Source organism: Nonomuraea sp. SYSU D8015 (assembly GCF_008065375.1).
Lineage (GTDB): Bacteria > Actinomycetota > Actinomycetes > Streptosporangiales > Streptosporangiaceae > Nonomuraea.
Genome location: NZ_VJYI01000001.1, coordinates 478,268 through 498,832 on the forward strand (window position 1 = coordinate 478,268; position 20,565 = coordinate 498,832).

General features: G+C 73.3%; 23 protein-coding genes. 17 read left to right on the forward strand and 6 right to left on the reverse strand.

The window, feature by feature from the left end; all coding sequences use genetic code 11:
* Window positions 1-22 precede the first annotated feature (22 nt).
* Window positions 23-1,192, forward strand: a complete 1,170-nt coding sequence (locus tag ID574_RS04055) for a pyridoxal phosphate-dependent aminotransferase (protein ID WP_188187375.1) — start codon at window positions 23-25, stop codon at window positions 1,190-1,192.
* Between the two features lie 50 nt (window positions 1,193-1,242).
* Here ID574_RS04055 and ID574_RS04060 read toward each other — a convergent pair whose 3' ends face one another.
* Genes ID574_RS04060 through ID574_RS04070 form a run of 3 tightly spaced genes read right to left on the reverse strand, consistent with a single transcriptional unit; the run spans window position 1,243 to window position 4,174 of the window.
* Window positions 1,243-2,328 (reverse strand): FUSC family protein, encoded by a 1,086-nt coding sequence (locus ID574_RS04060; RefSeq protein ID WP_188187376.1) that lies wholly within the window; start codon window positions 2,326-2,328, stop codon window positions 1,243-1,245.
* 44 nt (window positions 2,329-2,372) lie between these two features.
* A complete protein-coding gene (locus ID574_RS04065) occupies window positions 2,373-3,446 on the reverse strand; it encodes an FUSC family protein (protein WP_188188278.1) in 1,074 nt (357 codons plus the stop codon).
* Window positions 3,447-3,505: 59 nt separating this feature from the next.
* A complete protein-coding gene (locus tag ID574_RS04070; protein WP_188187377.1) occupies window positions 3,506-4,174 on the reverse strand; it encodes an alpha/beta fold hydrolase in 669 nt (222 codons plus the stop codon).
* A gap of 42 nt (window positions 4,175-4,216) precedes the next feature.
* Here ID574_RS04070 and ID574_RS04075 point away from each other — a divergent pair, with 42 nt between their 5' ends.
* The 7 genes from ID574_RS04075 (at window position 4,217) to ID574_RS04100 (ending at window position 10,940) form a co-directional block, all read left to right on the forward strand.
* Window positions 4,217-4,891, forward strand: coding sequence for a response regulator transcription factor (locus tag ID574_RS04075; protein ID WP_188187378.1), 675 nt, complete (start codon window positions 4,217-4,219; stop codon window positions 4,889-4,891).
* Entirely contained in the window at window positions 4,872-6,209 is a 1,338-nt protein-coding gene (locus tag ID574_RS04080) for a sensor histidine kinase (protein WP_188187379.1), read from the forward strand. Before ID574_RS04075 ends, ID574_RS04080 begins: the two co-directional genes overlap by 20 nt.
* A 63-nt stretch (window positions 6,210-6,272) precedes the next feature.
* Window positions 6,273-6,779: a hypothetical protein gene (locus tag ID574_RS59435; RefSeq protein ID WP_223166349.1), complete on the forward strand. Its 507-nt coding sequence runs from the start codon at window positions 6,273-6,275 to the stop codon at window positions 6,777-6,779.
* Entirely contained in the window at window positions 6,776-7,822 is a 1,047-nt protein-coding gene (locus ID574_RS04085) for a peptidoglycan-binding protein (protein WP_223166350.1), read from the forward strand. The genes ID574_RS59435 and ID574_RS04085 overlap by 4 nt, the downstream gene beginning before the upstream one ends.
* Complete coding sequence (locus ID574_RS04090) at window positions 7,819-8,550, forward strand: ABC transporter ATP-binding protein (protein ID WP_188187381.1); 732 nt, start codon at window positions 7,819-7,821, stop codon at window positions 8,548-8,550. Before ID574_RS04085 ends, ID574_RS04090 begins: the two co-directional genes overlap by 4 nt.
* A 42-nt stretch (window positions 8,551-8,592) precedes the next feature.
* Window positions 8,593-9,747, forward strand: coding sequence for an ABC transporter permease (locus ID574_RS04095; RefSeq protein WP_188187382.1), 1,155 nt, complete (start codon window positions 8,593-8,595; stop codon window positions 9,745-9,747).
* A 101-nt stretch (window positions 9,748-9,848) separates the two neighbouring features.
* A complete protein-coding gene (locus tag ID574_RS04100; RefSeq protein ID WP_188187383.1) occupies window positions 9,849-10,940 on the forward strand; it encodes a barbiturase in 1,092 nt (363 codons plus the stop codon).
* On the opposite strand, the gene ID574_RS04105 is transcribed toward ID574_RS04100, so the two are convergent.
* Window positions 10,846-11,334, reverse strand: coding sequence for a nucleotidyltransferase family protein (locus ID574_RS04105; protein ID WP_223166351.1), 489 nt, complete (start codon window positions 11,332-11,334; stop codon window positions 10,846-10,848). The genes ID574_RS04100 and ID574_RS04105 overlap by 95 nt on opposite strands.
* Window positions 11,335-11,486: 152 nt before the next feature.
* Between ID574_RS04105 and ID574_RS04110 the strand changes: the two genes are divergently transcribed.
* Genes ID574_RS04110 through ID574_RS04120 form a run of 3 tightly spaced genes read left to right on the forward strand, consistent with a single transcriptional unit; the run spans window position 11,487 to window position 13,485 of the window.
* Window positions 11,487-11,837: a PadR family transcriptional regulator gene (locus ID574_RS04110; RefSeq protein ID WP_223166352.1), complete on the forward strand. Its 351-nt coding sequence runs from the start codon at window positions 11,487-11,489 to the stop codon at window positions 11,835-11,837.
* Window positions 11,834-12,937 carry an HD domain-containing protein gene (locus ID574_RS04115; RefSeq protein ID WP_188187384.1) on the forward strand — a complete coding sequence of 368 codons (1,104 nt, stop codon included), beginning with the start codon at window positions 11,834-11,836 and terminating at the stop codon, window positions 12,935-12,937. The genes ID574_RS04110 and ID574_RS04115 overlap by 4 nt, the downstream gene beginning before the upstream one ends.
* A gap of 11 nt (window positions 12,938-12,948) precedes the next feature.
* Complete coding sequence (locus ID574_RS04120) at window positions 12,949-13,485, forward strand: SseB family protein (RefSeq protein WP_188187385.1); 537 nt, start codon at window positions 12,949-12,951, stop codon at window positions 13,483-13,485.
* A 60-nt stretch (window positions 13,486-13,545) separates the two neighbouring features.
* Here ID574_RS04120 and ID574_RS04125 read toward each other — a convergent pair whose 3' ends face one another.
* Entirely contained in the window at window positions 13,546-14,550 is a 1,005-nt protein-coding gene (locus tag ID574_RS04125; protein WP_188187386.1) for a cation:proton antiporter family protein, read from the reverse strand.
* Window positions 14,529-15,527 carry a hypothetical protein gene (locus tag ID574_RS04130; RefSeq protein WP_188187387.1) on the reverse strand — a complete coding sequence of 333 codons (999 nt, stop codon included), beginning with the start codon at window positions 15,525-15,527 and terminating at the stop codon, window positions 14,529-14,531. The genes ID574_RS04125 and ID574_RS04130 overlap by 22 nt, the downstream gene beginning before the upstream one ends.
* A 480-nt stretch (window positions 15,528-16,007) precedes the next feature.
* Here ID574_RS04130 and ID574_RS04135 point away from each other — a divergent pair, with 480 nt between their 5' ends.
* The 6 genes from ID574_RS04135 to ID574_RS04160 are packed head-to-tail and all read left to right on the forward strand — an operon-like array spanning window position 16,008 to window position 20,561.
* Window positions 16,008-16,586, forward strand: a complete 579-nt coding sequence (locus ID574_RS04135; protein WP_188187388.1) for a prepilin peptidase — start codon at window positions 16,008-16,010, stop codon at window positions 16,584-16,586.
* A 43-nt stretch (window positions 16,587-16,629) separates the two neighbouring features.
* Window positions 16,630-17,811 carry a chorismate synthase gene (gene aroC / locus ID574_RS04140; RefSeq protein WP_223166353.1) on the forward strand — a complete coding sequence of 394 codons (1,182 nt, stop codon included), beginning with the start codon at window positions 16,630-16,632 and terminating at the stop codon, window positions 17,809-17,811.
* Window positions 17,808-18,308, forward strand: a complete 501-nt coding sequence (locus ID574_RS04145) for a shikimate kinase (protein WP_188187389.1) — start codon at window positions 17,808-17,810, stop codon at window positions 18,306-18,308. The genes aroC and ID574_RS04145 overlap by 4 nt, the downstream gene beginning before the upstream one ends.
* Window positions 18,305-19,378, forward strand: coding sequence for a 3-dehydroquinate synthase (gene aroB / locus ID574_RS04150; protein ID WP_188187390.1), 1,074 nt, complete (start codon window positions 18,305-18,307; stop codon window positions 19,376-19,378). The genes ID574_RS04145 and aroB overlap by 4 nt, the downstream gene beginning before the upstream one ends.
* Window positions 19,375-19,809, forward strand: a complete 435-nt coding sequence (aroQ, locus tag ID574_RS04155) for a type II 3-dehydroquinate dehydratase (RefSeq protein ID WP_188187391.1) — start codon at window positions 19,375-19,377, stop codon at window positions 19,807-19,809. The genes aroB and aroQ overlap by 4 nt, the downstream gene beginning before the upstream one ends.
* Window positions 19,806-20,561 (forward strand): SGNH/GDSL hydrolase family protein, encoded by a 756-nt coding sequence (locus tag ID574_RS04160; protein WP_188187392.1) that lies wholly within the window; start codon window positions 19,806-19,808, stop codon window positions 20,559-20,561. The genes aroQ and ID574_RS04160 overlap by 4 nt, the downstream gene beginning before the upstream one ends.
* Window positions 20,562-20,565 lie beyond the last annotated feature (4 nt).

A 20,565-nucleotide genomic window follows, 5' to 3' on the forward strand; every position in this document is an offset into this window, starting at 1 on the left:
GACGAGACTAGAGTCTGATGGCGTGACGGAACCACTTGTGTCCAGGATGCGCGCCTTCGGTACGACGATCTTCGCGGAGATGAGCGCGCTCGCCGTGCAGACCGGATCCATCAACCTCGGCCAGGGCTTCCCCGACACCGACGGTCCGGCGGCGATGCTGGATCGCGCGATCCACGCGATCGGCGCGGGCGCCAACCAATACCCTCCGGGTCCGGGGATGCCCGAGCTGCGCCGCGCGGTCTCCGACCACCGGGCCGAGCACTACGGCCTGGCCTACGATCCCGACCGGGAGGTCCTCGTCACGGTGGGCGCCACCGAGGCCGTCGCGGCGAGCGTTCTCGCGCTGTGCGAGCCGGGCGACGAGGTGATCGCCTTCGAGCCCTACTACGACTCCTACGCCGCCTCCATCGCGCTGGCCCAGGCCCGGCTGGTGGCCGTGACGCTGCGGCCGGTCGCCGGCCGCTTCACCTTCGACCCCGCCGAGCTGCGCGCCGCCGTCACGCCGCGCACCCGCGCCATCCTGGTCAACTCGCCCCACAACCCCACGGGGACGGTGTTCACGCGGGAGGAGCTGACCGTCATCGCCGAGCTCTGCCGGGAGCGCGACCTGGTGGCGATCACCGACGAGGTGTACGAGCACCTGACGTTCGACGGGGTCGAGCACGTCCCGATGGCCACGCTGCCGGGCATGCGCGAACGCACCGTGATGATCTCCTCCGCCGGGAAGACGTTCTCCGTCACCGGGTGGAAGACCGGCTGGGTCTGCGCCCCCGCGCCGCTGGTGAGGGCGGTGCAGACGGTCAAGCAGTTCCTCACGTTCACCGCGAGCGCGCCGTGGCAGCTGGCGGTGGCGTACGGGCTGCGGCAGGAGATGGGGTGGGTGTCCGCGCTGCGGGCCGGACTCCAGGACAAGCGCGACCGGCTCATGGAGGGGCTGTCCGCGGCCGGGTTCGAGGTGCTCAGGCCCTCGGGGACGTACTTCGTGCAGACCGACATCCGGCCGCTCGGGTTCGCCGACGGGCTGGAGCTGACGCGGCGGCTGCCGGAGCTGGCCGGCGTGGTCGCCATCCCGACCCAGGTCTTCTACGACCACGCCGAGCGCGGCCGCCACTTCGTCCGATTCGCCTTCTGCAAGAAGGACGAGGTCATCGACGAGGCCGTCACCCGGCTCAAGCGCCTGTCGGGGTCCTGAGCGCCGCCAAGAGGGGTTCAACTCCTTCGTCCCGCCCTCCCTCCTGACCGTCAGGCGTGGCCGGGCTCGTCCAGCGGCGTCAGGGCCTTCGTGGCCTCCTCGTGCTCCATCCCGGTCGCCTGTAGCAGGTCCACGACCACGGACCGCAGCTGCGCGATGATCACATGCGCGGAGAAGCCCACCTGCTCGGGCCGTTCCCGCGCCGCCACCGCCAGCAACGCCTGCCGGGCCAGCGTCGGCTCCCGCCCGGCCCCCAGTTCCAGCTGCAGCAGCAGGGCCGCCTCCGACACCTCGCGCATCGCCTCGGCCAGCGCGGCCGGCGGCGGGCTCGCCTCGCCGAGCGAGGCCAGCGTGCGTCTGGCCAGCACTCGCGCGTTGCGCAGGGCCAGGTCGACGGGCACGGCGGCGGTCTCGTACCGGGCCAGGCGGGCCCGCCGGTGCCAGTGCAGCGGCGAGATGGTGGTGATCTCCTTGCTGGTCTCCAGCGCCTTCTCGTACTCCTCCACCGCCTCCTGCGTGCCGCGCGCCTCCTCCAGCGCCTCGGCCGCGAGGTCCACGTCCCGCTTCTCGATGGCCTCCGCCGCCCGCTCCAGCACCGTGGACAGCGCGTCGAGCACCCCGGACAGGTGCTTGGCCGCGATCGTGAACGGGCTCGCGGGCATCAGCGCCACCGCCGCGATCCCGATGATTCCGCCGGTCAACGCGTCGGCCATCCGATCCAGGCCCCCGGCGCCCTCGGTCGGCACCAGCGTGGCCACCAGCACCGCCGACGACCCCGCCTGCGCCACGAAGAGCGCACCGCTGTCCAGCAGCCCCGCGATGGACATCGCCAGCGCCACCACCAGCGCGAGCTGCCACGGGCCCGAGCCGATCCACGACACCAGCAGGTCGCCGATGCCCACCCCCAGGCTCACCCCGACCACCAACTCGACGACCCGGCGCAGCCGCTGCCCCAGGCCGACGCCCACGCAGATCAGCACGGAGATGGGCGCGAAGAACGGCCGCGGGTGTCCGAGCAGCTCCATGGCGATGACCCAGGCCAGTGCGGCGCCCACCGCGCACTGCGCGATGGACGGCACCATGAGACCGAACGTGCCCAGTCGGTCCTTCACATGATCGCTGAGCCTCGTTCGCACCCTTCCACCTTGGCGGATCAATGTGACGTTGCGGTCACGTCGCCCTATACCTCCCTGTCGCCGGAGGCGTCCAGCGGGGGCAGCGCGGCCACGGCCTCCTCGCGGTCGGCGCCGGTGGCCTGCAACAGGTCCACGATGATCGACCGGACCTGCGCGACCATCACGTCCGCCGAAAAGCCCCACCGCTCGGCGCCCGGCCGCGAGGCCACCGCCATGATCGCCGAGGCGGCCCGCTCGGGCGAGCGGCCGCCGGCCAGGTCGTCCCTGAGCAGCAGCGTCGCGTCGGCCAGCTCGCGCAGCGTCTCGGGCAGCCAGGGCGGCAGCGCGCTGGAGCCGTCGAGCGCCACGATGGCGCGCCTGGCCAGCACCCGGGTGTTGCGCAGCGCGTGGTCGAGCGGCACGGCCGCCGTCTCGTACCCCTCCAGCGCGGTGCCGCGGCGCCGGTGCAGCGGCGAGATGTTGGCGATCTCCCGGCTCGTCGCCAGGGCCTGCTCGAACTCTTCCACGTTCGTCTGGCTGCCCCGCGCGGCCTCCAGCGCCTCGCTCGCCAGGGCCGAATCCGCCTTGTCGAGGGCCTCCGCGATCCCCCGCAGGGCGTCGGCCAGCACCTCGAAGATCCCCGTCGCGTGCCGCCTCGCCAGCGCCTTCGGGCTGGCCGGAAGCAGCGCCACGGCCGCCAGCCCCATGAGGCCGCCGACCAGGGCGTCCAGCATCCTGTCGATCCCGCCCGTGCCGCTCGGCGGGAGCAGCGTCGCCACGAGCACCGCCGAGGAACCGGCCTGCAGCACGATCAGCGAGCCCCTGTCGAGCAGCACCGCGGCCGCCATCGCCAGCGCCACGACCAGCGCGATCTGCCAGGGTCCCGAGCCGATCCAGGACACCAGCAGGTCGCCGACCCCGACCCCGAGGCTGACCCCCACGACCAGCTCACCGACCCGGCGCAGCCGCTGCCCGAGCCCCACGCCGATGCACACGACGACCGCGATGGGCGCGAAGAACGGGCGGCTGTGCCCGAGCACGTCCTTGGCCACCAGCCAGGCGAGCGCCGCCGCGACGGCGCACTGGACGATCGGGGGCGCCATCAGCCGCAGCCTGCTCAGGCGTTCCTGTACGTGCATGTCGACCACGGCACTACCCTGGCCCCAGCACGTAACACGCGCATTACGGCACGATGAGCTCAGATGTCCATGAACTCGTCGACCGCCCGCAGGAACGCCCGGCGGTCGGTGGCGTGGATGAGATGCCCCGCCTCGATCGTCACCAGCCTCGCCCCCGGGATCAGCGCCGCCAGCTCCGCCGCGTCGAACGGGCTCGCCGCCCCGCCCGACAACACCAGCGTCGGCGCCGTGATCCGCTCCAGCCCCTTCACCCAGGCGGGATCGGGATCGAGGAGCTGCCGCTCGGTGTCGTGCATCATCCGCCAGTCGAACCCGGTGGAGCCGTCCTCCACGATCGGCTGGCGCCCCTGGAGCGGGCGCGGCGGCGCCGGGTCCTCCAGCACGAGCCGCGCGACCCGGCCGGGATGGTTCATGGCCAGGTGGTAGGCGACCGCGCCGCCGAGCGAGTGGCCCACCAGCGTCACCCGCTCCATGCCGCGGTGATCGAGCAGCGCCGCGATGTCCTCCGCCATCTCCGGCAGCGGGTACTCACCCGGGCGATCGCTGGCCCCGTGCCCGCGCAGGTCCGGGGCGAGGACGTGGTGGCGGGCCGCGAAGTGCTGGGTGATGCCGTTCCAATCGTTGTGGTTTGCGGTCCGGCCGTGGAGCAGCACCAGTGGGGGAGCGGCGGGGTCGCCTTCCTCCCGGTAGACGAGCTTGATCCCGTTGACGTGTGCTTCGCGAATCACGCGTTTAGGCTACGTTGAGCTTCGATCCCTAGCCTGGCGGCCATGGACACGTTGCTCGTCGTTGAGGACGAACCGAGCCTGCGTGAGTTACTCGTCGGCTGCCTGCGCGAGGGGTTCGAGGTGGTGGCCGCCGCCGGCGGGCGGGAGGCGGTGCGCCTGGCCCAGCGGCACGCGCCCGACCTCATCGTCCTCGACGTCATGCTGCCCGACCTGGACGGGTTCGACGTCGTACGGCGGCTGCGCGGCGGCGGCGACCGGACCCCCGTGCTCTTCCTGACCGCCAGGGACGCCACCGCGGACAAGGTGCGCGGCCTGACCGCGGGCGGCGACGACTACGTCACCAAGCCCTTCAGCCTGGAGGAGCTGATCGCCCGCATCCACGCGCTGCTGCGGCGCAGCCGGAGCAGCGCGGCCGCCCCGGCCCGGCTCACGGTCGCCGACCTGGAGCTCGACCAGGACGCCCACACGGTGTGGCGGGCGGGCCGCCAGGTGCACCTGTCGGCCACGGAGTTCCAGCTGCTGCGGTACTTCATGGTCAACCACAACCGGGTGCTGTCACGCGCCCAGATCCTCGAGCACGTGTGGGACCCCGACTTCAGCGGCAATCCCGGCATCGTCGAGCAGTACGTGTCGCTCCTGCGCAGGAAGGTCGACTCCGCCGAGCCGAGGCTGATCCATACGGTGCGCTCGGTGGGCTATGTTCTCCGCGTTCCGTAGCCTGCGGGTCCGGCTCGTCGCCGGGACCGTCGTCCTCGTGGCGCTCGCGCTGGTCGCGATCGGCGTGGCCAGCCTGATCCTGCTCCGGGCTCAGCTCGTGGCCAGGGCCGACGTCCAGCTCAGGACGCTCGCCCAGACGAGGGTGGCCGACGACCGGCCGGCGCGCTCGCTCCCCGGCTACGTCTTCCAGGTACGTGACGCCACCGGCGCGGTCGTCCGCGGGGACCCCGGCGGGCCGCCGGACGTGCCGCGGGACGAGCGCGAGCCGTACACCACGGGCCACTGGCGGGTCCTCGTCGACACCCGGCCGGGCGGCGAGTCGGTGGTCGCCGCCATGGACCTGCGGGAGATCGACGCCACCATCGGGCTGCTCGGCGTGATCGAGCTGCTCGCCGGGGGCGTGGTCGTGGTGGTGCTGGCGGCGGCCGGGCTGGTGTTCGTGCGGCGGAGCCTGCGGCCGCTGGCCGGGATCGAGAGCGCGGCCCGGCAGATCGCCGACGGGCAGCTGTCGCGGCGCGTGCCCGACGTGGACCCGCGTACCGAGGTGGGGCGGCTCGGCGCCGCGCTCAACGACATGCTGGCCAGGATCGAGGCCGCCTTCGCCGCCCGGCGCGAGTCGGAGGAGCGGATGCGGCGCTTCGTCGCCGACGCCAGCCACGAGCTGCGCACCCCCGTGACCGTCGTGCGCGGCTACGCCGAGCACTTCCTGCGGCACGCCGACAGCGACGCCGACAGTGATCACGTGCGGCGGATCGAGGCGGAGGCCAGGCGGATGGGGGTGCTCGTGGACGACCTGCTCCTGCTCGCCCGCCTGGACGCCGAGCGGCCGCCCGAACGCCTGCCCGTGGACCTGCTGCCGCTCGCCGCCGAGGTCGTGCGCGACGCGCGGGTGCTGGCGCCCGAGCGCGACATCGGCTTCGCGTTCGACGAGGACGCGGCGTACGTGGTGCCGGGCGACGCGGCCCGGCTGGGCCAGGTGCTGCGCAATCTCGTACGCAACGCCCTCACGCACACCCCGCCGGGCACCGCCGTCGACGTGCGGGCGCGGGCCGAGGACGGGCACGCCGTGGTGGAGGTCTCCGACCGCGGCCCCGGGCTGACGGAGGACGAGGCGGCGCGGGTGTTCGAACGCTTCTACCGCGCCCCGGGCGCCCGCTCGCGCGACGGCTCCGGGCTGGGCCTGGCCATCGTCCAAGCCGTCGTGGCGGCCCACGGCGGCTCGGTGGGAGTGGCGTCGGCGCCGGGCCGGGGCACCACCTTCTCCGTCCGGCTCCCGCTCGATCAGGGAATCCACAGCCGCCTTTTGAGGCCGGATTAGACCCGCCGCCTACACCTGGACCCGTGCGGGGACGAGGGTTCCCCGCACGGGAGGAGACCGACCATGATCCGGTGCCTCGTGGCGCTGATGTTCCTGGCGGGATGCGCCGCCGCCCCGGCCGCCGACGGCGTGGCCTCGGCCGGCGAGCCCGCGTCCGCCGCCACGCCCTCGCCGCCGGCGGGCGGCGACGTGCTGAAGTTCGCACAGTGCCTGCGCGACCAGGGGCTGAAGGTCGACGACCCGGCGCCGGGGGAGCGGGTCGACGTCGACGACGCCGACCGGGCCGGGCGCGAGCTGATGGAGAAGGCCATGACCGCGTGCCGGTCGCTGGCGCCCCCGCAGACCGCCGACCGCGACGACGACCGGCAGGCGGTCGACGCCATGGTCGCGTACGCGCGCTGCATGCGCGAGCAGGGACTCGACTGGCCCGACCCCGTCGTCGTGAACGGCGACGCCCGCTGGCCCGACACCGACGACCTGCCCGGCAGGAACACCGACCGGTTCAAGACCGCCGACGACGAGTGCCGGCCGCTGCTGGGCGAGAAGAAGACGTCCGGAGGGACCAAGTGAGGCGGGGCCCGGTCCTGGCCGCCGTCGCCGGCACGGGCGCGGCGGCCGCGCTGGCGGTCGTGTTCGGCGGCGAACCCGCGCTCGTGGCAGCGTTCGACGGCGATCCCGCCCCGACCCCGTCCTCTGCCACCCTCTCCTACGCCGAGGTCACCCGAGGGGACCTGGCCGACACCGAGACCGTGGACGGCATGCTCGCCTACGCCGACGAGCGCGTGCTGCGCGCCGGCCCGCCGGGCACGCTGACCGCGATCAGGGGCAAGGGGACCTCGGTCAGGCGCGGCCAGACCCTCTACACGGTGAACCGGCGCCCGGTCACCCTCTTCTACGGGAAGATCCCCCTCTACCGCGAATTGTCCGTCGGGGTGAGCGGCGCGGACGTCGCCCAGCTGGAACGCAACCTCAAGGCCCTCGGCCACGGCGCGGGACTGACCGTGGACGACCACTTCACCGCGGTCACCGCCGCCGCCGTCGCCCGCTGGCAGGCCGGCAGGAACCTGCCGGTCACCGGCGCCGTGGACGCCGCCCAGGTGGCCGTCCTGCCGGGCACGGCGTGGGTGAAGCAGGCCGAGGCCCAGGTCGGCGATCCCGTCTCGGCCGGCGACGAGCTGCTCGTCGTCAGGAGCACCCGGCGGGTCGTCACCATCGATCTCGACCTCGCCGACCAGCACCTCGCCAGGAAGGGCGCGGACGTCGAGATGGAGCTGCCCGACGGCACCCGGCTCAAAGGCGAGATCAGCAAGGTCGGGGTGGTGGCTGAGGTCTCCGAGGACAGTGTGACCGTGGACGTGGAGGTCACCCCGCACGGCGGCACCGGCGACCTGCGCGAGGTGCCCGTCACGGTGGACCTGCGCAGCGAGACCCGCGAGGACGTGCTGTCCGTGCCGGTGGAGGCGCTGCTGGCGCTCCGGGAAGGCGGGTACGGGGTGCGCACCCCGCAGGGCGACGTGATCGCCGTGAAGCCGGGGCTGTTCGCCGGGGGACGGGTGGAGGTCACGGGCGCCGGGCTGAGCGAGGGCATGATGGTCGAGGTGCCGGCCTCATGAGCGGCACCGTGCACCCGGACCCGGCGCCTCCGCCACGACCCCGCCGCCTCCCGGCCCTGGGCGACGGACCGGTGGCGGAGCTGGCCGGGGTCACGAAGACCTATCCGGGCGGGGTCGAGGCGCTGCGCGGCGTCGATCTCAGGATCGAGGCGGACGAGGCGGTGGCGGTCGTCGGCCCGTCCGGGTCCGGCAAGTCGACCCTGCTGCACCTGCTCGGCACCCTCGACCTCCCCTCCTCCGGCACCGTGCGCATCGCCGGGCACGACGTCGCCCGCCTCCCCGACCGGCGGCTCGCCGCCCTGCGCGCCACCACGATCGGCTTCGTCTTCCAGCACTTCCACCTCACCCCCGGCACGAGCGCCCTGGACAACGTCGCCGACGGCCTCCTCTACGCGAAGACCCCGCCCGACGAGCGCAGGCGGCGGGCCGCGCTAGCCCTGGAGCGGGTGGGGCTGGCCCACCGGCTCGGCCACCGCCCGCACCAACTGTCCGGCGGCGAGCAGCAACGGGTGGCCGTGGCCAGGGCGGTCGTCGGCGAACCCGCCCTCCTGCTGGCCGACGAGCCCACCGGCAACCTGGACTCGGCCTCCGGCGCGGAGGTGCTGCGGGTGCTGTCCGCCGTGGCGGCCACGCTCGTGATCATCACTCACGACGCCGACCTGGCCGCTGTCCTGCCTCGCCGCGTACGCATGCGCGACGGCCGGATCGTGGAGGAGGAGACGTCATGACCGCGCACGTCCAGGGCACCTCCCGACCCGGCGGGAGGCGTCATGAGCCCGCGTGACCTGCTCCGCGTCGGCGCCGTCGGCCTGCGGGCCAGGCCGAGCCGGGCCCTGCTGTCCGCCCTCGGGATCGCGATCGGCATCGCCACCATGGTCGCCGTCATCGGCATCTCCGCCTCCAGCCGCGCCGACCTGATCCGTCAGCTCGACAGCCTGGGCACCGGCCTCCTCACCGTCACCCCGGGCCAGACCGTCAGAGGCGAGCAGGCCAGCCTGCCCAGGACCGCCGTCGCCATGGCCGGCCAGATCGGCCCGGTCCGGGGAGCCGCCGCGACGGCCCAGTTGGAGGCGAGGATCTACCGCAGCGACCTGATCCCGCCCGAACGCACCGGCGGCGTCTCCGTACAGGCCGCCACCCAGCGCCTCCTGGACACCCTCCAGGGCACGGGTGCCTGGTTCAGCCCGGCCACGAGCCGCTACCCGACCGTCGTGCTCGGCGCGGTCGCCGCCCAGCGGCTCGGGGCGCGCGGCGGCGACCAGGTGTGGGTCGGGGAGCGGTGGTTCACGGTGCTGGGCGTGCTCGACCCGCTCCCGCTGGCGCCGGAGATCGACAGGTCGGCGCTGGTCGGCTGGCCGGCCGCCGCCGAGCACCTCGGCTTCGACGGTCACCCGACCACCGTGTACGTCCGCGCCGACCCGGAGTCGGTGACGGACGTGGCGGCGGTGCTCCCCCGTACCGTGAACCCCGAGCACCCCGAGGAGACCACGGTCGCCCGGCCGTCCGACGCGCTGGCCGCGCGGGCGGCGGCCGCCGGGGCGCTCACGAACCTGCTGCTCGGGCTGGGCGGGGTCGCCCTGCTCGTGGGCGGCGTCGGCATCGCGAACACGATGGTGGTCTCCGTGCTCGAACGCCGCAGGGAGATCGGCCTGCGCCGCGCGCTCGGCGCGACCAGGACCGACATACGCCTGCAGTTCCTCACGGAATCCCTGCTGCTGTCCGCGCTCGGCGGCCTGGCCGGCCTCGCGCTGGGCGCCCTGGTCACCACCGGGTACGCGCTCGGCCATGGATTCCCGCCCACACTGGATGCCTGGGCGCCGGCCGGCGCGGTGGCCGCCACGCTTCTGGTCGGCGTCACGGCCGGGATCTATCCGGCGGCCCGCGCCGCCCGGCTGTCCCCGACCGTGGCACTCAGCGCACCTTGACATGGGAAGCGGCGTTCATGGGCAGACATTGCCCATGAACGCCGCCGACCGGCTCGGCTAGCGTCGCCAGCGGGGACGGGTAGAACGAGGAGGGCTTCGGCATGCCGGAACCGATCGAAGTGCGCAAGGTGCCGATCGAGAGCGTCACCGACGCCTCCGGACTGTCGCGGCTCATCGCCGACGGCGTGATCGAGGCGCACCGGGTGCTCGCCGTCATCGGCAAGACCGAGGGCAACGGCGGCGTCAACGACTACACGCGCATCCTGGCCGACCGCGCCTTCCGCGAGGTGCTGGCCGAGCACGGGCATCCGGCGCCGGAGAGCGTGCCGCTGGTGTGGTCGGGCGGCACCGACGGCATCCTCAGCCCGCACGCCACGATCTTCGCCACCACCGCCAACGCCCCCGCCACCGAGGAGCCCCGCCTGTCGGTCGGGGTGGCGATGAGCGACGTCATCCTCCCCGAGGACATCGGCCGGCCCGCCATGGTGGAGAAGGTCGCCGCCGGCGTGCGGGAGGCCATGAAGATCGCCGGCATCGACGACCCGCGCGACGTCCACTACGTGCAGACCAAGACGCCGCTGCTGACCCTGGCCACCATCACCGACGCCAAGAGCCGCGGCCAGGACACCGCCATCGAGGAGACCGGCCCCTCCATGGACCTGTCCAACTCCACCACCGCCCTCGGCATCGCCGTGGCGCTCGGCGAGATCGACATGCCCCGCGCCGACCAGATCCACAAGGACCTGTCGCTGTATTCGTCCGTGGCCTCCTGCTCGTCCGGGGTCGAGCTGGACCGGGCGCAGATCGTGCTGGTGGGCAACGTACGCGGGATCGGCGGGCGCTACCGCATCGGTCACAGCGTCATGAAGGACGCCCTGGACGCCGACGGCATCTGGGCGGCCATCAGGGACTCCGGCCTCCCGCTCCCCGAGCGGCCCCACCCGAGCGATCTGCAGGGCCGCCTGGTGAACGTCTTCATGAAGTGCGAGGCCGACCCGTCGGGCCGGGTGCGGGGCCGGCGCAACATCATGCTGGACGACTCGGACGTGCACTGGCACCGCCAGATCAAGGCGGCCGTCGGCGGCGTGGCGGCGTCGGTCACGGGCGATCCCGCGGTCTTCGTCTCGGTGGCCGCCGTCCACCAGGGCCCGTCGGGCGGCGGCCCGGTCGCGGCGATCTCCGACCTCGGCTAGGGCCGTCGGGCCAGGGGAGCGCGGTGAGCTCCGGCCAGGCCGCGGTCCACCGCGCCACCTTGGCCTCGTAGACGTGCCTGGGCGCCTGCCGGGGATCGGGCCGCAGCACCAGGCCGAAGGCGTCGGTCACGCCGTACGGCGCGTACAGCTTCCACTCGCCCGAAGGATCGTTGCGGATCTCCACCGGCACCTCCCCGAACACCTCCCGCCCCGCCCTGATCGCCACGTCCTCGGCCTCCCACGACAGGTCGGAAGGGTCGTGGTAGATCAGGTCGTAGTCCTTGATGCCGTGACCGGGGTCGCGGCCGGTCACGTGGTTCCAGATCGTCTGGACCACCGCGCCCGCCGCCACCCACCAGCCGGGCAGGTCGAGCGTGCGGGCCCGTCGCAGCACGGCGGCCAGGCCGGGGAGGCGCGGAGGACGGCGAGCGTGGCGGTGAGTTGCTCGTCGAGGGGGAGTCGTTCGATGCGCACCGCGCTTGTCTATCAAGCGGTGCCGGCAATGTGGCCCCATGGTGCCCCCTCTAGCTATGTAGAGTACGAGATATGAAGAGCGCCGGTCCCAGGATGACCATGCCGACCCAGGCGGTGCTGCGCGTCCTCCTGGACGATCCGGCACGCGAACGCTACGGGCTCGAGCTGTGCGAGCTGGCGGAGATGCCGAGCGGCACCGTCTATCCGATCCTGGCCAGGCTGGAGCAGATCGGCTGGGTGGAGAGCCGGTGGGAGGACCCCGAGACCCATGTGGAGGAGGGGCGCCCGCGCCGCCGCTACTACCGCATCACGCCGGACGGCGCCGAGCGGGGCCGCGAGGCGATCGCCCGCGCCTACCGGTCGCGCCGGCAGCCCCTCCCCGCCTGGCTGCCGCGGCCCGGGACGGCGGGAGGAGGGTCGTGAGCGGCGCCGACGGCTCGCTCCGCCCGGTGCTGGAGGCCGCCGGCGACACGCTGACCGGCGAGCGCTTACGGCTCGTCCGGCGCGCACACGCGGTCGCCTCCCATTGGCACCGCGACCAGCGCCGGCGCAACGGCGACCCTTACGTCACCCATCCGGTCGCGGTCGCCGCGATCCTGGCCGAGCTGGGCGCGGATCACGAGATGTTGTGCGCGGCCCTGCTGCACGACGTGATGCCGGCCGGCTGCCCGGAGGCGGAGCTGGTGCGTGAGTTCGGTCACCCGATCATGGACTTGGTGGCGGGCATGTATGGGCCAGGGCATACCGACGACAGGCCCGCGGCCGCCGCGGCGAAGGCGGACATGCGCGTGCTGCTGCTCTTGCTGGCGCACCGGCTGCACAACATGCGGACACTGCGCCGGCTGCCCGAGACGCACCGCAGAGAGAAATCGCGGCAAACGCTGGAGATCTTCGCGCCGATCGCCGGACGGCTGGGCCTGACCCGGATCGAGGACGAGCTGGAACGGCTGGCCGTCGCCAACCTCTCTGCGCGGGAGGGCCTCCAAGCGTCCTACGGCGTCCTCACGGTGGCCGCGATCCTGCTGCCGCGGCGGGCCCGGGCCCGCTGGCTGGAGGAGTGGCTGGGCGAGCTCCACGCGTTGCCCGGCCCTCGGGCCCGGCTGCGGTTCGCCGCCCTGCTCCTCGCCGGGATGCCGCGCCTGGCCTGGACCCTGCGCGGGCGAGGAGCCGTCGCCCGGCCGCGGCCCAAACCTCCTGCCTCCTCCGGCCTGGAACGATCACCGCATGCCGCACGTGACGGCCTCGGGTTGGGGCGGCGGGCGGCGGGCACCGCGGGGAACGGCTTCGGGGCGCCGCGGATCGGAGGTGCCGAGCGGGTCCTGATCCGGGGTGTGCGGTGGCTGCTGATCTCGGAGATGCGGACCTGGGCCCTGCTGGGGCCGCTGGTCGCCTGGCTGGTGCTGGACACGGCGGCCGAGCGGCTCGGCGACGCGGTGGCACTCCTGATCACCGTTCCGCCGGTGCTCGCGGCCGGGGTGCGCGCGCTGCGGGCCAGGCTCGGGGTCACACCCAGGCGCCGGTAACCTCGGAGGTTGTGCCGAGCATCCCGCAACCCCTCGACCCCGACGACGACGGCGGCGTCGCGCCCGCCGTGGCCGCCGCCCTCGCCTCCTACCAGGCCGGTACGGCCGACGCCACCGAGGTGCTGAACGCCCTCGGCGGCGCCCGCCTCCTGGTTCCCGTGGTGGCGTTGCTGACCGAGTCCGGGGTCGGCGCGCACGGGCTCCGGCAGGAGAAGGAGAGCGAGATGGCCCTGCCCAAGCTCGTCGGGCAGGACGGCAGGCAGGCGGTGCTGGCGTTCACCGGCACGCAGGCGCTGGTCAGGTGGCGGCCGGACGCGCGGCCGATCCAGGCCACCACCCTGCAGGTGTGCCGGGCGGCCGTGCAGGAGCAGGCGGCGGCGGTCGTGGTGGACGTGGCCGGGCCGGTGCAGTTCGTGATCGAGGGCGCGGTGCTGGAGGCGCTGGCGGCGGTCGAGTCCGGCACCGTCGGCGAGATCGAGGGCGCCACCGTGGCCAGGATCGAGCCGGTCGAGCCGGCACGCAGGCGCCGCTGGTTCTCCCGGCGGTGAAGCGGCCCTGCCGGCCCTCCCGGCGGTGAAGCGGCCCTGCTCTCCCGCCGGTGAAGGACGTCAGGGGACGACGGAGCGGCGTCGTTCCCAGGTGTCGGCCGCACGGTTCGCCAGGGCGTGCAGCAGGTTCACCGTCACCACCGCCGGCGCCACCACCGCCACGAAACCGTCGAGCGACCGCTCGAACACCAGCGCCAGGATGACCGCCGTGACCCCGTTCTGCTGCGCCAGCGCCAGCCGTACCCGGTCGATCACCGGCAGCCCCCAGGTCAGAGCCACGGCGGCGAATCCCTGGGCGCAGAACGCCACCGCCCCGAGCAGCAGGCCCTCGGCCACCGCCACCCCGCCCACCAGCAGCATCCCCATGAGGAACGCCGCCAGCGGGAACGCCACCGCCACCGCCTGCGCCAGCCGCCGCCCGTCGGGAAGCCGCAGGAACAACCCGGCGGCCGCCAGCCCCAGCATCAGGAACGTCCACGCGCCGACGAGCACGGCGGCCACGGCCGCCAGGTTGATCAGCCAGGCCGGGCCGCGCCGCACCAGCCGCCACACCACGTACGCGGTCCCGGCGAACACCGCGTTCCACCCCAGATCCGCCAGGTGGGACAGGGTGATCCCGCCGGAGGAGAAGGCCAGCGTGGCCGCGTACACCGACAGGACGACCGTCACCGGATCGTCGAACGACGCCCACGCCGCGAGGATCGTGCGCGCCTTCGGCGAGAGCCGCGAGTCGCCCATGACGGACGCCACGGACAGCGGGTCGATCTGCGCCACCGCGACCGCCAGCACCAGCGCGAGCGGATCGCCGGTGAACAGGTAGAGCACGCCCGCGATGAGCGCCGCCTTCAGCACCACCCCGACCGTGACCGCCGCCACGATCAGCCGGGCGTGCGCGCGGGCCTCGGCCGGGTCGATGTCGTGCGTGTTCCCGTACAGGCCGACGGCCAGCAGCAACTGGCTGGCCAGCAGGTACGTCTCCGACGTCTCCAGCCCCGTGACGCCGGCGAGCCGCGCCGTCCCCCATCCGGCGAGCAGGACGAGGATCAGGAGCCAGATTCGGGCCACGCCTGGTCTTTCCTGAGCGCGCGCACGTTGGTGCCGGTGCCGGGCTCCGCCTGGCGGCTCCGCTGGTTGATCGGCGGGAGCGTGAAATGCCCGCGGATCAGGTCCACGAGCCTGGCCATCTTGTCGTCGGCCTCGGCGACCTTGCGCTGGTCGAGGGTGAGGCCGATGACGTAGCGTCCGCGGTCGACCCAGTAGTGGTAGAGGGCGCCGCGCTCGACGTCCAGCACGGTCCTGATCACCGTGCCGCTCTCCATCGACCGCAGGTGCGTGTCCAGCCGGTGGCCGAGCCAGTCGAGCTGGCGGCCGAGCCTGAGGTACGTGATCCGCCGCTCCTCCGGCGTGGTGTCGTGGAAGAAGTGCCGCAGGTCGGCGTCGTCGAGCACGTCGGTGTAGAACGCGCAGCCCTCGGGCCCGAAGAAGGCCACGAAGTGCAGGTCCTCCTGGTCGATCACGGACACGCAGCTGCCGAGCGCCTTCTCCAGGGCGTGGCTGAGGTCCGGCTGGGTGCGGATGAGGATCTCCGACTCGCCGATGAGCTTGCGTTTCGTGGTGGTCGGCGACGGCACGGCGGTGGCCTCGAGGTGCGGCACGTACAGACCGCGCCGGAATAACAGCAGCAGGTAGACACCGGTCAGCGCGGTGAACGCGGCGATCCCGATCATCGACAGGCCGAGCAGCTCGCCGGAGACGCTCCGGTGCCACAGGACGGGGCCGAACCCGGCGACGAACCCCAGGACCAGCCCGCCCGCCGCGGCCACCGTCATCGCGCCGACCAGCATCACCGGCAGCCTGCCGCGGATCCGGCCGGCCACGAGCGCGATCAGCGCGAGCCCGCAGACCACGGCGAGGACGGTGAGCGCACGGGACAGGTTGTAGTCCTCGCCCTGGATGTACCAGGCGAGCATCTCCAGCAACACAGGGGCGAGCACGAACGTCGCGATGACCACCGCGATCCTGGCGAACCGATCCCTGTCCACGCGGGCAGTGTCCGTGATCGGCCGGGTGCGCCGCAACAGGCCGCCTTTCGACCCCCGTGCGAAGCCCACCCATCGGACACCCGAAATCCCCGGCCGCACCGGCCGAGGCTCTGGGGCCCGCACGGCGAGGCCTCCGACCGCACGGGCGGGGTTCCCTCGGCCGCACGAGCCGCGGTCCCCGACGTATGGCGTGGGGCCCTCTGCACGGGCGGATCCCCTTGACCGCATCGGGCGAAGACTCGCGGACGGGCCCCGGGGAAGGCTTCCGGACGGGACGGGCGAAGGCGTGCGGGCCGAAAGCCCCGGCGAAGGCTCGCGGACGGGACGGGCAAAGGGTTGCCGAAGAGGGCGGGGCGGAGGCCGCCGACCGCACGTGTGAAAGACCGCCCATCCTACGGGTGAAGGGGGCCGGTCGGGGGTGGTCATGCCGGGTCCGTCGGTCGGCGGCGGGCGGGCCGGGGCCCGGGCTAGCGTCGGCCCGTGGTCGCACTCATGGCGCTGGCCGGACTGGTCTGCGGACACCGCATCAGGACGCTGGCCGACTCCTACGACAGGGTCCCGGAGCCCGCCTGGCCGCCGAAGGTCGAGCTGGTGACCGCCGCCGTGGCCGCGCTCGTCGCCTGGCGGATCGGCCTGCCGTACGTGCCGTTCGCCGTCATCGGCGTCGCCCTGGCCGTCATCGACTGGCGCACGACCACGCTGCCCGACGCGATCACGCTGCCCGCGTACCCCATCACCGCCCTGGCGATCCTCCCCACGGGCGAGCTGCCGAGGGCTCTGGCCGGAGGCGCAGCGCTGGCCGCCCTCTACGGGCTGCTCTGGTTCATCCGGCCGGACGCGATGGGTCTGGGCGACGTCAAGCTCGCCGGGCTCATCGGCATGGCCGCGGCCGCGCTGGGCTGGCAGGCCTGGGTCGTGGCGGCCTTCTGCGGGCAGCTGCTCGGCGCGCTCTACGGCCTCGCCCTGCTGGCGACCGGGCGCGGCACGCGGCGCACGCAGTTCCCGTTCGGGCCGTTCATGCTGCTGGGCGCGTTCACCGTGCTGTGTCTCGACGGGTGAACGCGGGACATCTCACTCGGCCGCACATGGAAGACTTGTACGCATGTTGCGCTGGTTGACCGCCGGAGAATCCCACGGGCCCGAACTCGTCGCCATCCTGGAAGGCCTGCCGGCCGGGGTAGAGGTGACCACGGCCGCGATCGACGAGGCCTTGCGTCGCCGCCGTCTCGGCTACGGCCGGGGCGCCCGGATGAAGTTCGAGGAGGACAAGGTCACGATCGTCGGCGGCATCCGGCACGGGCGGACGATGGGCAGCCCCGTCGCGATCCGCGTCGGCAACACCGAGTGGCCCAAGTGGGAAAAGGTCATGGCGGCCGACCCGGTCGACCCGGCCGAGCTGGAGGGCCTGGCCCGCAACGCTCCCAGGTCCCGCCCGCGCCCCGGCCACGCCGACCTGGCCGGCATGCAGAAATACGGCTTCGACGACGCCAGGCAGGTGCTCGACCGGGCCAGCGCCCGCGAGACCGCGGCCCGCGTCGCGCTCGGCGAGGTCGCCAGGCGCTTCCTCAAGCAGGCGCTCGGCGTCGACATCGTCAGCCACGTCACCGAGATCGGCGGCGCCCGCACCCCGGCGGAGAGCCTGCCCGGCCCTGGCGACCTGGCCACGATCGACGCCGATCCGGTCAGGTGCGCCGACCCCGAGGGCAGCGCCGCCATGGTCGACGTGATCGACAAGGCCCACAAGGACGGCGACACGCTCGGCGGCGTCGTCGAGGTCCTCGCCTACGGTCTGCCGCCCGGCCTCGGCAGCTACACCCACTGGGACCGCAGGCTCGACTCCCGGCTCGCCGCCGCGCTCATGGGCATCCAGGCGATCAAGGGCGTCGCGGTCGGCGACGGCTTCGAGACCGCCCGCAGGCCCGGCTCCCGCGCCCACGACGAGATCGAATACACCGCCGAAGACGGCGTCAAGCGCATCACCAACCGCGCGGGCGGCGTCGAGGGCGGCATGACCAACGGCGAGATCCTGCGCGTCAGCGCCGCGATGAAGCCGATCTCCACGGTGCCCAGGGCGCTGGCCACGATCGACGTCAAGACCGGTGAGGCGGCCAAGGCCCACCACGAGCGCTCCGACGTGTGCGCCGTGCCGGCGGCCGGCATCGTGGCCGAGGCCATGGTCGCGCTGGTGCTGGCCGACGCGGCGCTCGAGAAGTTCGGCGGCGACTCCGTCGAGGAAGTCGCCCGCAACCTTTCCGGCTACCTCTCTTCCATGGTGATCAAATGACGACGGCTGTGCTCATAGGCCCTCCGGGGTCCGGCAAGACCACGGTCGGGCGGCTGCTGGCCGAGCGGCTCGGCGTCGGGTTCCGCGACACCGACGCCGACGTGGAGGCCGTGGCCGGCAAGCCCGTCGCCGACATCTTCGTCGAGGACGGCGAGGCCCGCTTCCGCGAGCTGGAGCACGAGGCCGTGCGCCGCGCCCTGGCCGAGCACGACGGCGTCCTGTCCCTGGGCGGCGGGGCCGTGCTCAACGAGGAGACCCAGGCCCTGCTCGCCGGCCACCACGTGGTCTACCTCCAAGTGGGGCTGGCCGACGCGGTCCAGAGGGTCGGGCTCGCCTCGGCCCGGCCGCTGCTCGTGCTCAACCCGCGCAGCCAGTTGAAGAAGCTCATGGAGGAGCGGCGGCCGGTCTACGAGCGGCTGGCCGTGATGACCGTGGTCACGGACAAGCGGGAGCCGGCAGAGCTCGCCGACGAGATCGTGAAGGGACTGCCCGCATGACGGACGCGACCAGGATCACCGTGCGGGGCGACAGCCCGTACGACGTGGTGGTCGGCACCGGCGTGCTGGCCGAGCTGACCACGCTGGTCAGACCGGGCGCCCGCACGGTCGCGGTGATCCGCCCGGAGACCCTGCAGGAGCTCTCCCGTCCCGTCTGCGCGGCCCTCACCGAGGCCGGCTACGAAGTGGTCGACCTGCCCGTGCCGGACGGTGAGAAGGCCAAGACCGTCGAGGTGGCGGCCGGGCTGTGGTCCGCGCTCGGCCGCGCCGGCGTGACCCGCTCCGACGCCGTCGTCGGCGTGGGCGGCGGGGCGACGACCGACCTGGCCGGGTTCGTGGCCGGCACGTGGCTGCGCGGCGTGCAGGTCGTGCTCGTGCCCACGACGCTGCTGGCCATGGTCGACGCGGCGGTCGGCGGGAAGAACGGCATCGACACGCCCGAGGGCAAAAACCTCGTCGGCACGTTCCTGCCGCCCGCGGGCGTGCTGTGCGAGCTGTCCACGCTGTCCGGCATGCCGCGCCGCGACTACGTGGCGGGGCTGGCCGAGGTCATCAAGGGCGGCTTCATCGCCGACCCCGAGATCCTCCGCCTCATCGAGGCCGACCCCGAGGCCGCCACCCGCCCCGACGGCCCCCACACCAGAGAGCTCATCGAACGCAAGATCCGCGTCAAGGCCGACGTCGTGGGCGCCGACCTGCGCGAGGCGGGCCTGCGCGAGATCCTCAACTACGGTCACACGCTGGCCCACGCCATCGAGCGCGACGAACACTACGAGATCCGCCACGGCGAGGCCGTCGCGATCGGCATGGTCTACGCCGCCGAGCTGTCCAGGCTCTCCGGGCGGGCCGACCTCGTCGACCGTACCCGCGCCATCCTCACCAGCGTGGGCCTGCCCATCTCCTACCGCGCCGGCGCCTGGCCGCGCCTGCGCGACCACATGCGGCTCGACAAGAAGAACCGCGGCGCCAAGCAGCGGTTCGTGGTGCTCGACGACCTGGCGAAGCCGGGCCGCCTCGAAGATCCCTCGGAAGAGCTGCTCGAAGCCGCGTACAAGGAGATCTCCGCATGATCCTCGTGCTCAACGGCCCCAACCTGCGCCGGCTCGGCACCCGCGAGCCCGATGTCTACGGCGCCGAGACGTTCGAGGACCTCGTCGAGCTCTGCCGCGACACCGGCCGCAAGCTCGGCGAGCACGTCGAGGTGCGCCAGACCGACGACGAGGCCGAGATGGTCGGCTGGCTGCACGAGGCCGCCGACGGCCGCATCCCGGTCGTGCTCAACCCGGCCGCGTTCACCCACTACTCCTACGCCCTGCGCGACGCGGCCGCCCAGCGCACCGCCCCGCTGATCGAGGTGCACATCTCCAATCCCGCAGCCAGGGAAGAGTTTCGCCATACCTCGGTCGTCGCCGGGGTGGCGACGGGCACCATCGCGGGCTTCGGACTACAGTCATACGTCCTTGCGCTGCAGGCGATCGTGGAGATGAAGACCACCTCATGAGGCACTACAAGTCCTTCGTCGCCCTCGGGGACAGCTTCACCGAAGGACTGAACGACCCCGGCCCCGATGGCCACTACCGCGGCTGGGCCGACCGGGTGGCCGAGCGGCTGGCCGCCGACGACCCGTCCTTCCGCTACGCCAACCTGGCGGTCCGCGGCAAGCTGCTCGACCAGATCGTGGCCGAGCAGGTGCCGCAGGCCGTCGAGATGGCGCCCGACCTGGTCAGCTTCTGCGCCGGGGGCAACGACCTGCTCAGACCAGGGAGCGACCCGGACGTCATGGCCAAGAAGGTCGCAGGGGCCGTGCGCGACCTGCGGGCCGGCGGCGCGGACGTGCTGCTGTTCACGGGGGTGGACCCGCGCGACACGCCGCTGATGCGGCGGCTGCGGGGCCGCTTCGCGATCTTCTACCTGCACGTGCGGTCCATCGCCGACCTGTACGGGTGCCGGCTCGTCGACCAGTGGTCGATGCAGGGGCTGCGCGACTGGCGGGCGTGGAGCGCCGACCGGCTCCACATGAACGAGGACGGTCACCGGCTGGTGGCGGCGCGGGTGCTGGACGTGCTGGGGGTGCCATTCGAGGACTGGCGCAAGGACTGGCCGGCGCGGACGGTGGATCCACGGGCGCGGCGGCGGGAGGACGCCCAATGGCTGCGCGAGCACCTGGTTCCCTGGGTGGCGCGCCGCCTGCGCGGCGTCTCCTCGGGCGACGGGCTCTCCCCCAAACGCCCCACCCTGACCCCGTTCGGGTAATCAT

Coding starts and splice junctions, on each gene's coding strand:
- ID574_RS04065 (WP_188188278.1), bottom strand. CDS start 3,446: ATGCACGTACAGGAACGCCTGAGCAGGCTGCGGCTGATGGCGCCCCCG.
- ID574_RS04075 (WP_188187378.1), top strand. CDS start 4,217: ATGGACACGTTGCTCGTCGTTGAGGACGAACCGAGCCTGCGTGAGTTA.
- ID574_RS04080 (WP_188187379.1), top strand. CDS start 4,872: ATGTTCTCCGCGTTCCGTAGCCTGCGGGTCCGGCTCGTCGCCGGGACC.
- ID574_RS59435 (WP_223166349.1), top strand. CDS start 6,273: ATGATCCGGTGCCTCGTGGCGCTGATGTTCCTGGCGGGATGCGCCGCC.
- ID574_RS04090 (WP_188187381.1), top strand. CDS start 7,819: ATGAGCGGCACCGTGCACCCGGACCCGGCGCCTCCGCCACGACCCCGC.
- ID574_RS04095 (WP_188187382.1), top strand. CDS start 8,593: ATGAGCCCGCGTGACCTGCTCCGCGTCGGCGCCGTCGGCCTGCGGGCC.
- ID574_RS04100 (WP_188187383.1), top strand. CDS start 9,849: ATGCCGGAACCGATCGAAGTGCGCAAGGTGCCGATCGAGAGCGTCACC.
- ID574_RS04110 (WP_223166352.1), top strand. CDS start 11,487: ATGAAGAGCGCCGGTCCCAGGATGACCATGCCGACCCAGGCGGTGCTG.
- aroC (WP_223166353.1), top strand. CDS start 16,630: ATGTTGCGCTGGTTGACCGCCGGAGAATCCCACGGGCCCGAACTCGTC.
- ID574_RS04145 (WP_188187389.1), top strand. CDS start 17,808: ATGACGACGGCTGTGCTCATAGGCCCTCCGGGGTCCGGCAAGACCACG.
- aroB (WP_188187390.1), top strand. CDS start 18,305: ATGACGGACGCGACCAGGATCACCGTGCGGGGCGACAGCCCGTACGAC.
- aroQ (WP_188187391.1), top strand. CDS start 19,375: ATGATCCTCGTGCTCAACGGCCCCAACCTGCGCCGGCTCGGCACCCGC.
- ID574_RS04160 (WP_188187392.1), top strand. CDS start 19,806: ATGAGGCACTACAAGTCCTTCGTCGCCCTCGGGGACAGCTTCACCGAA.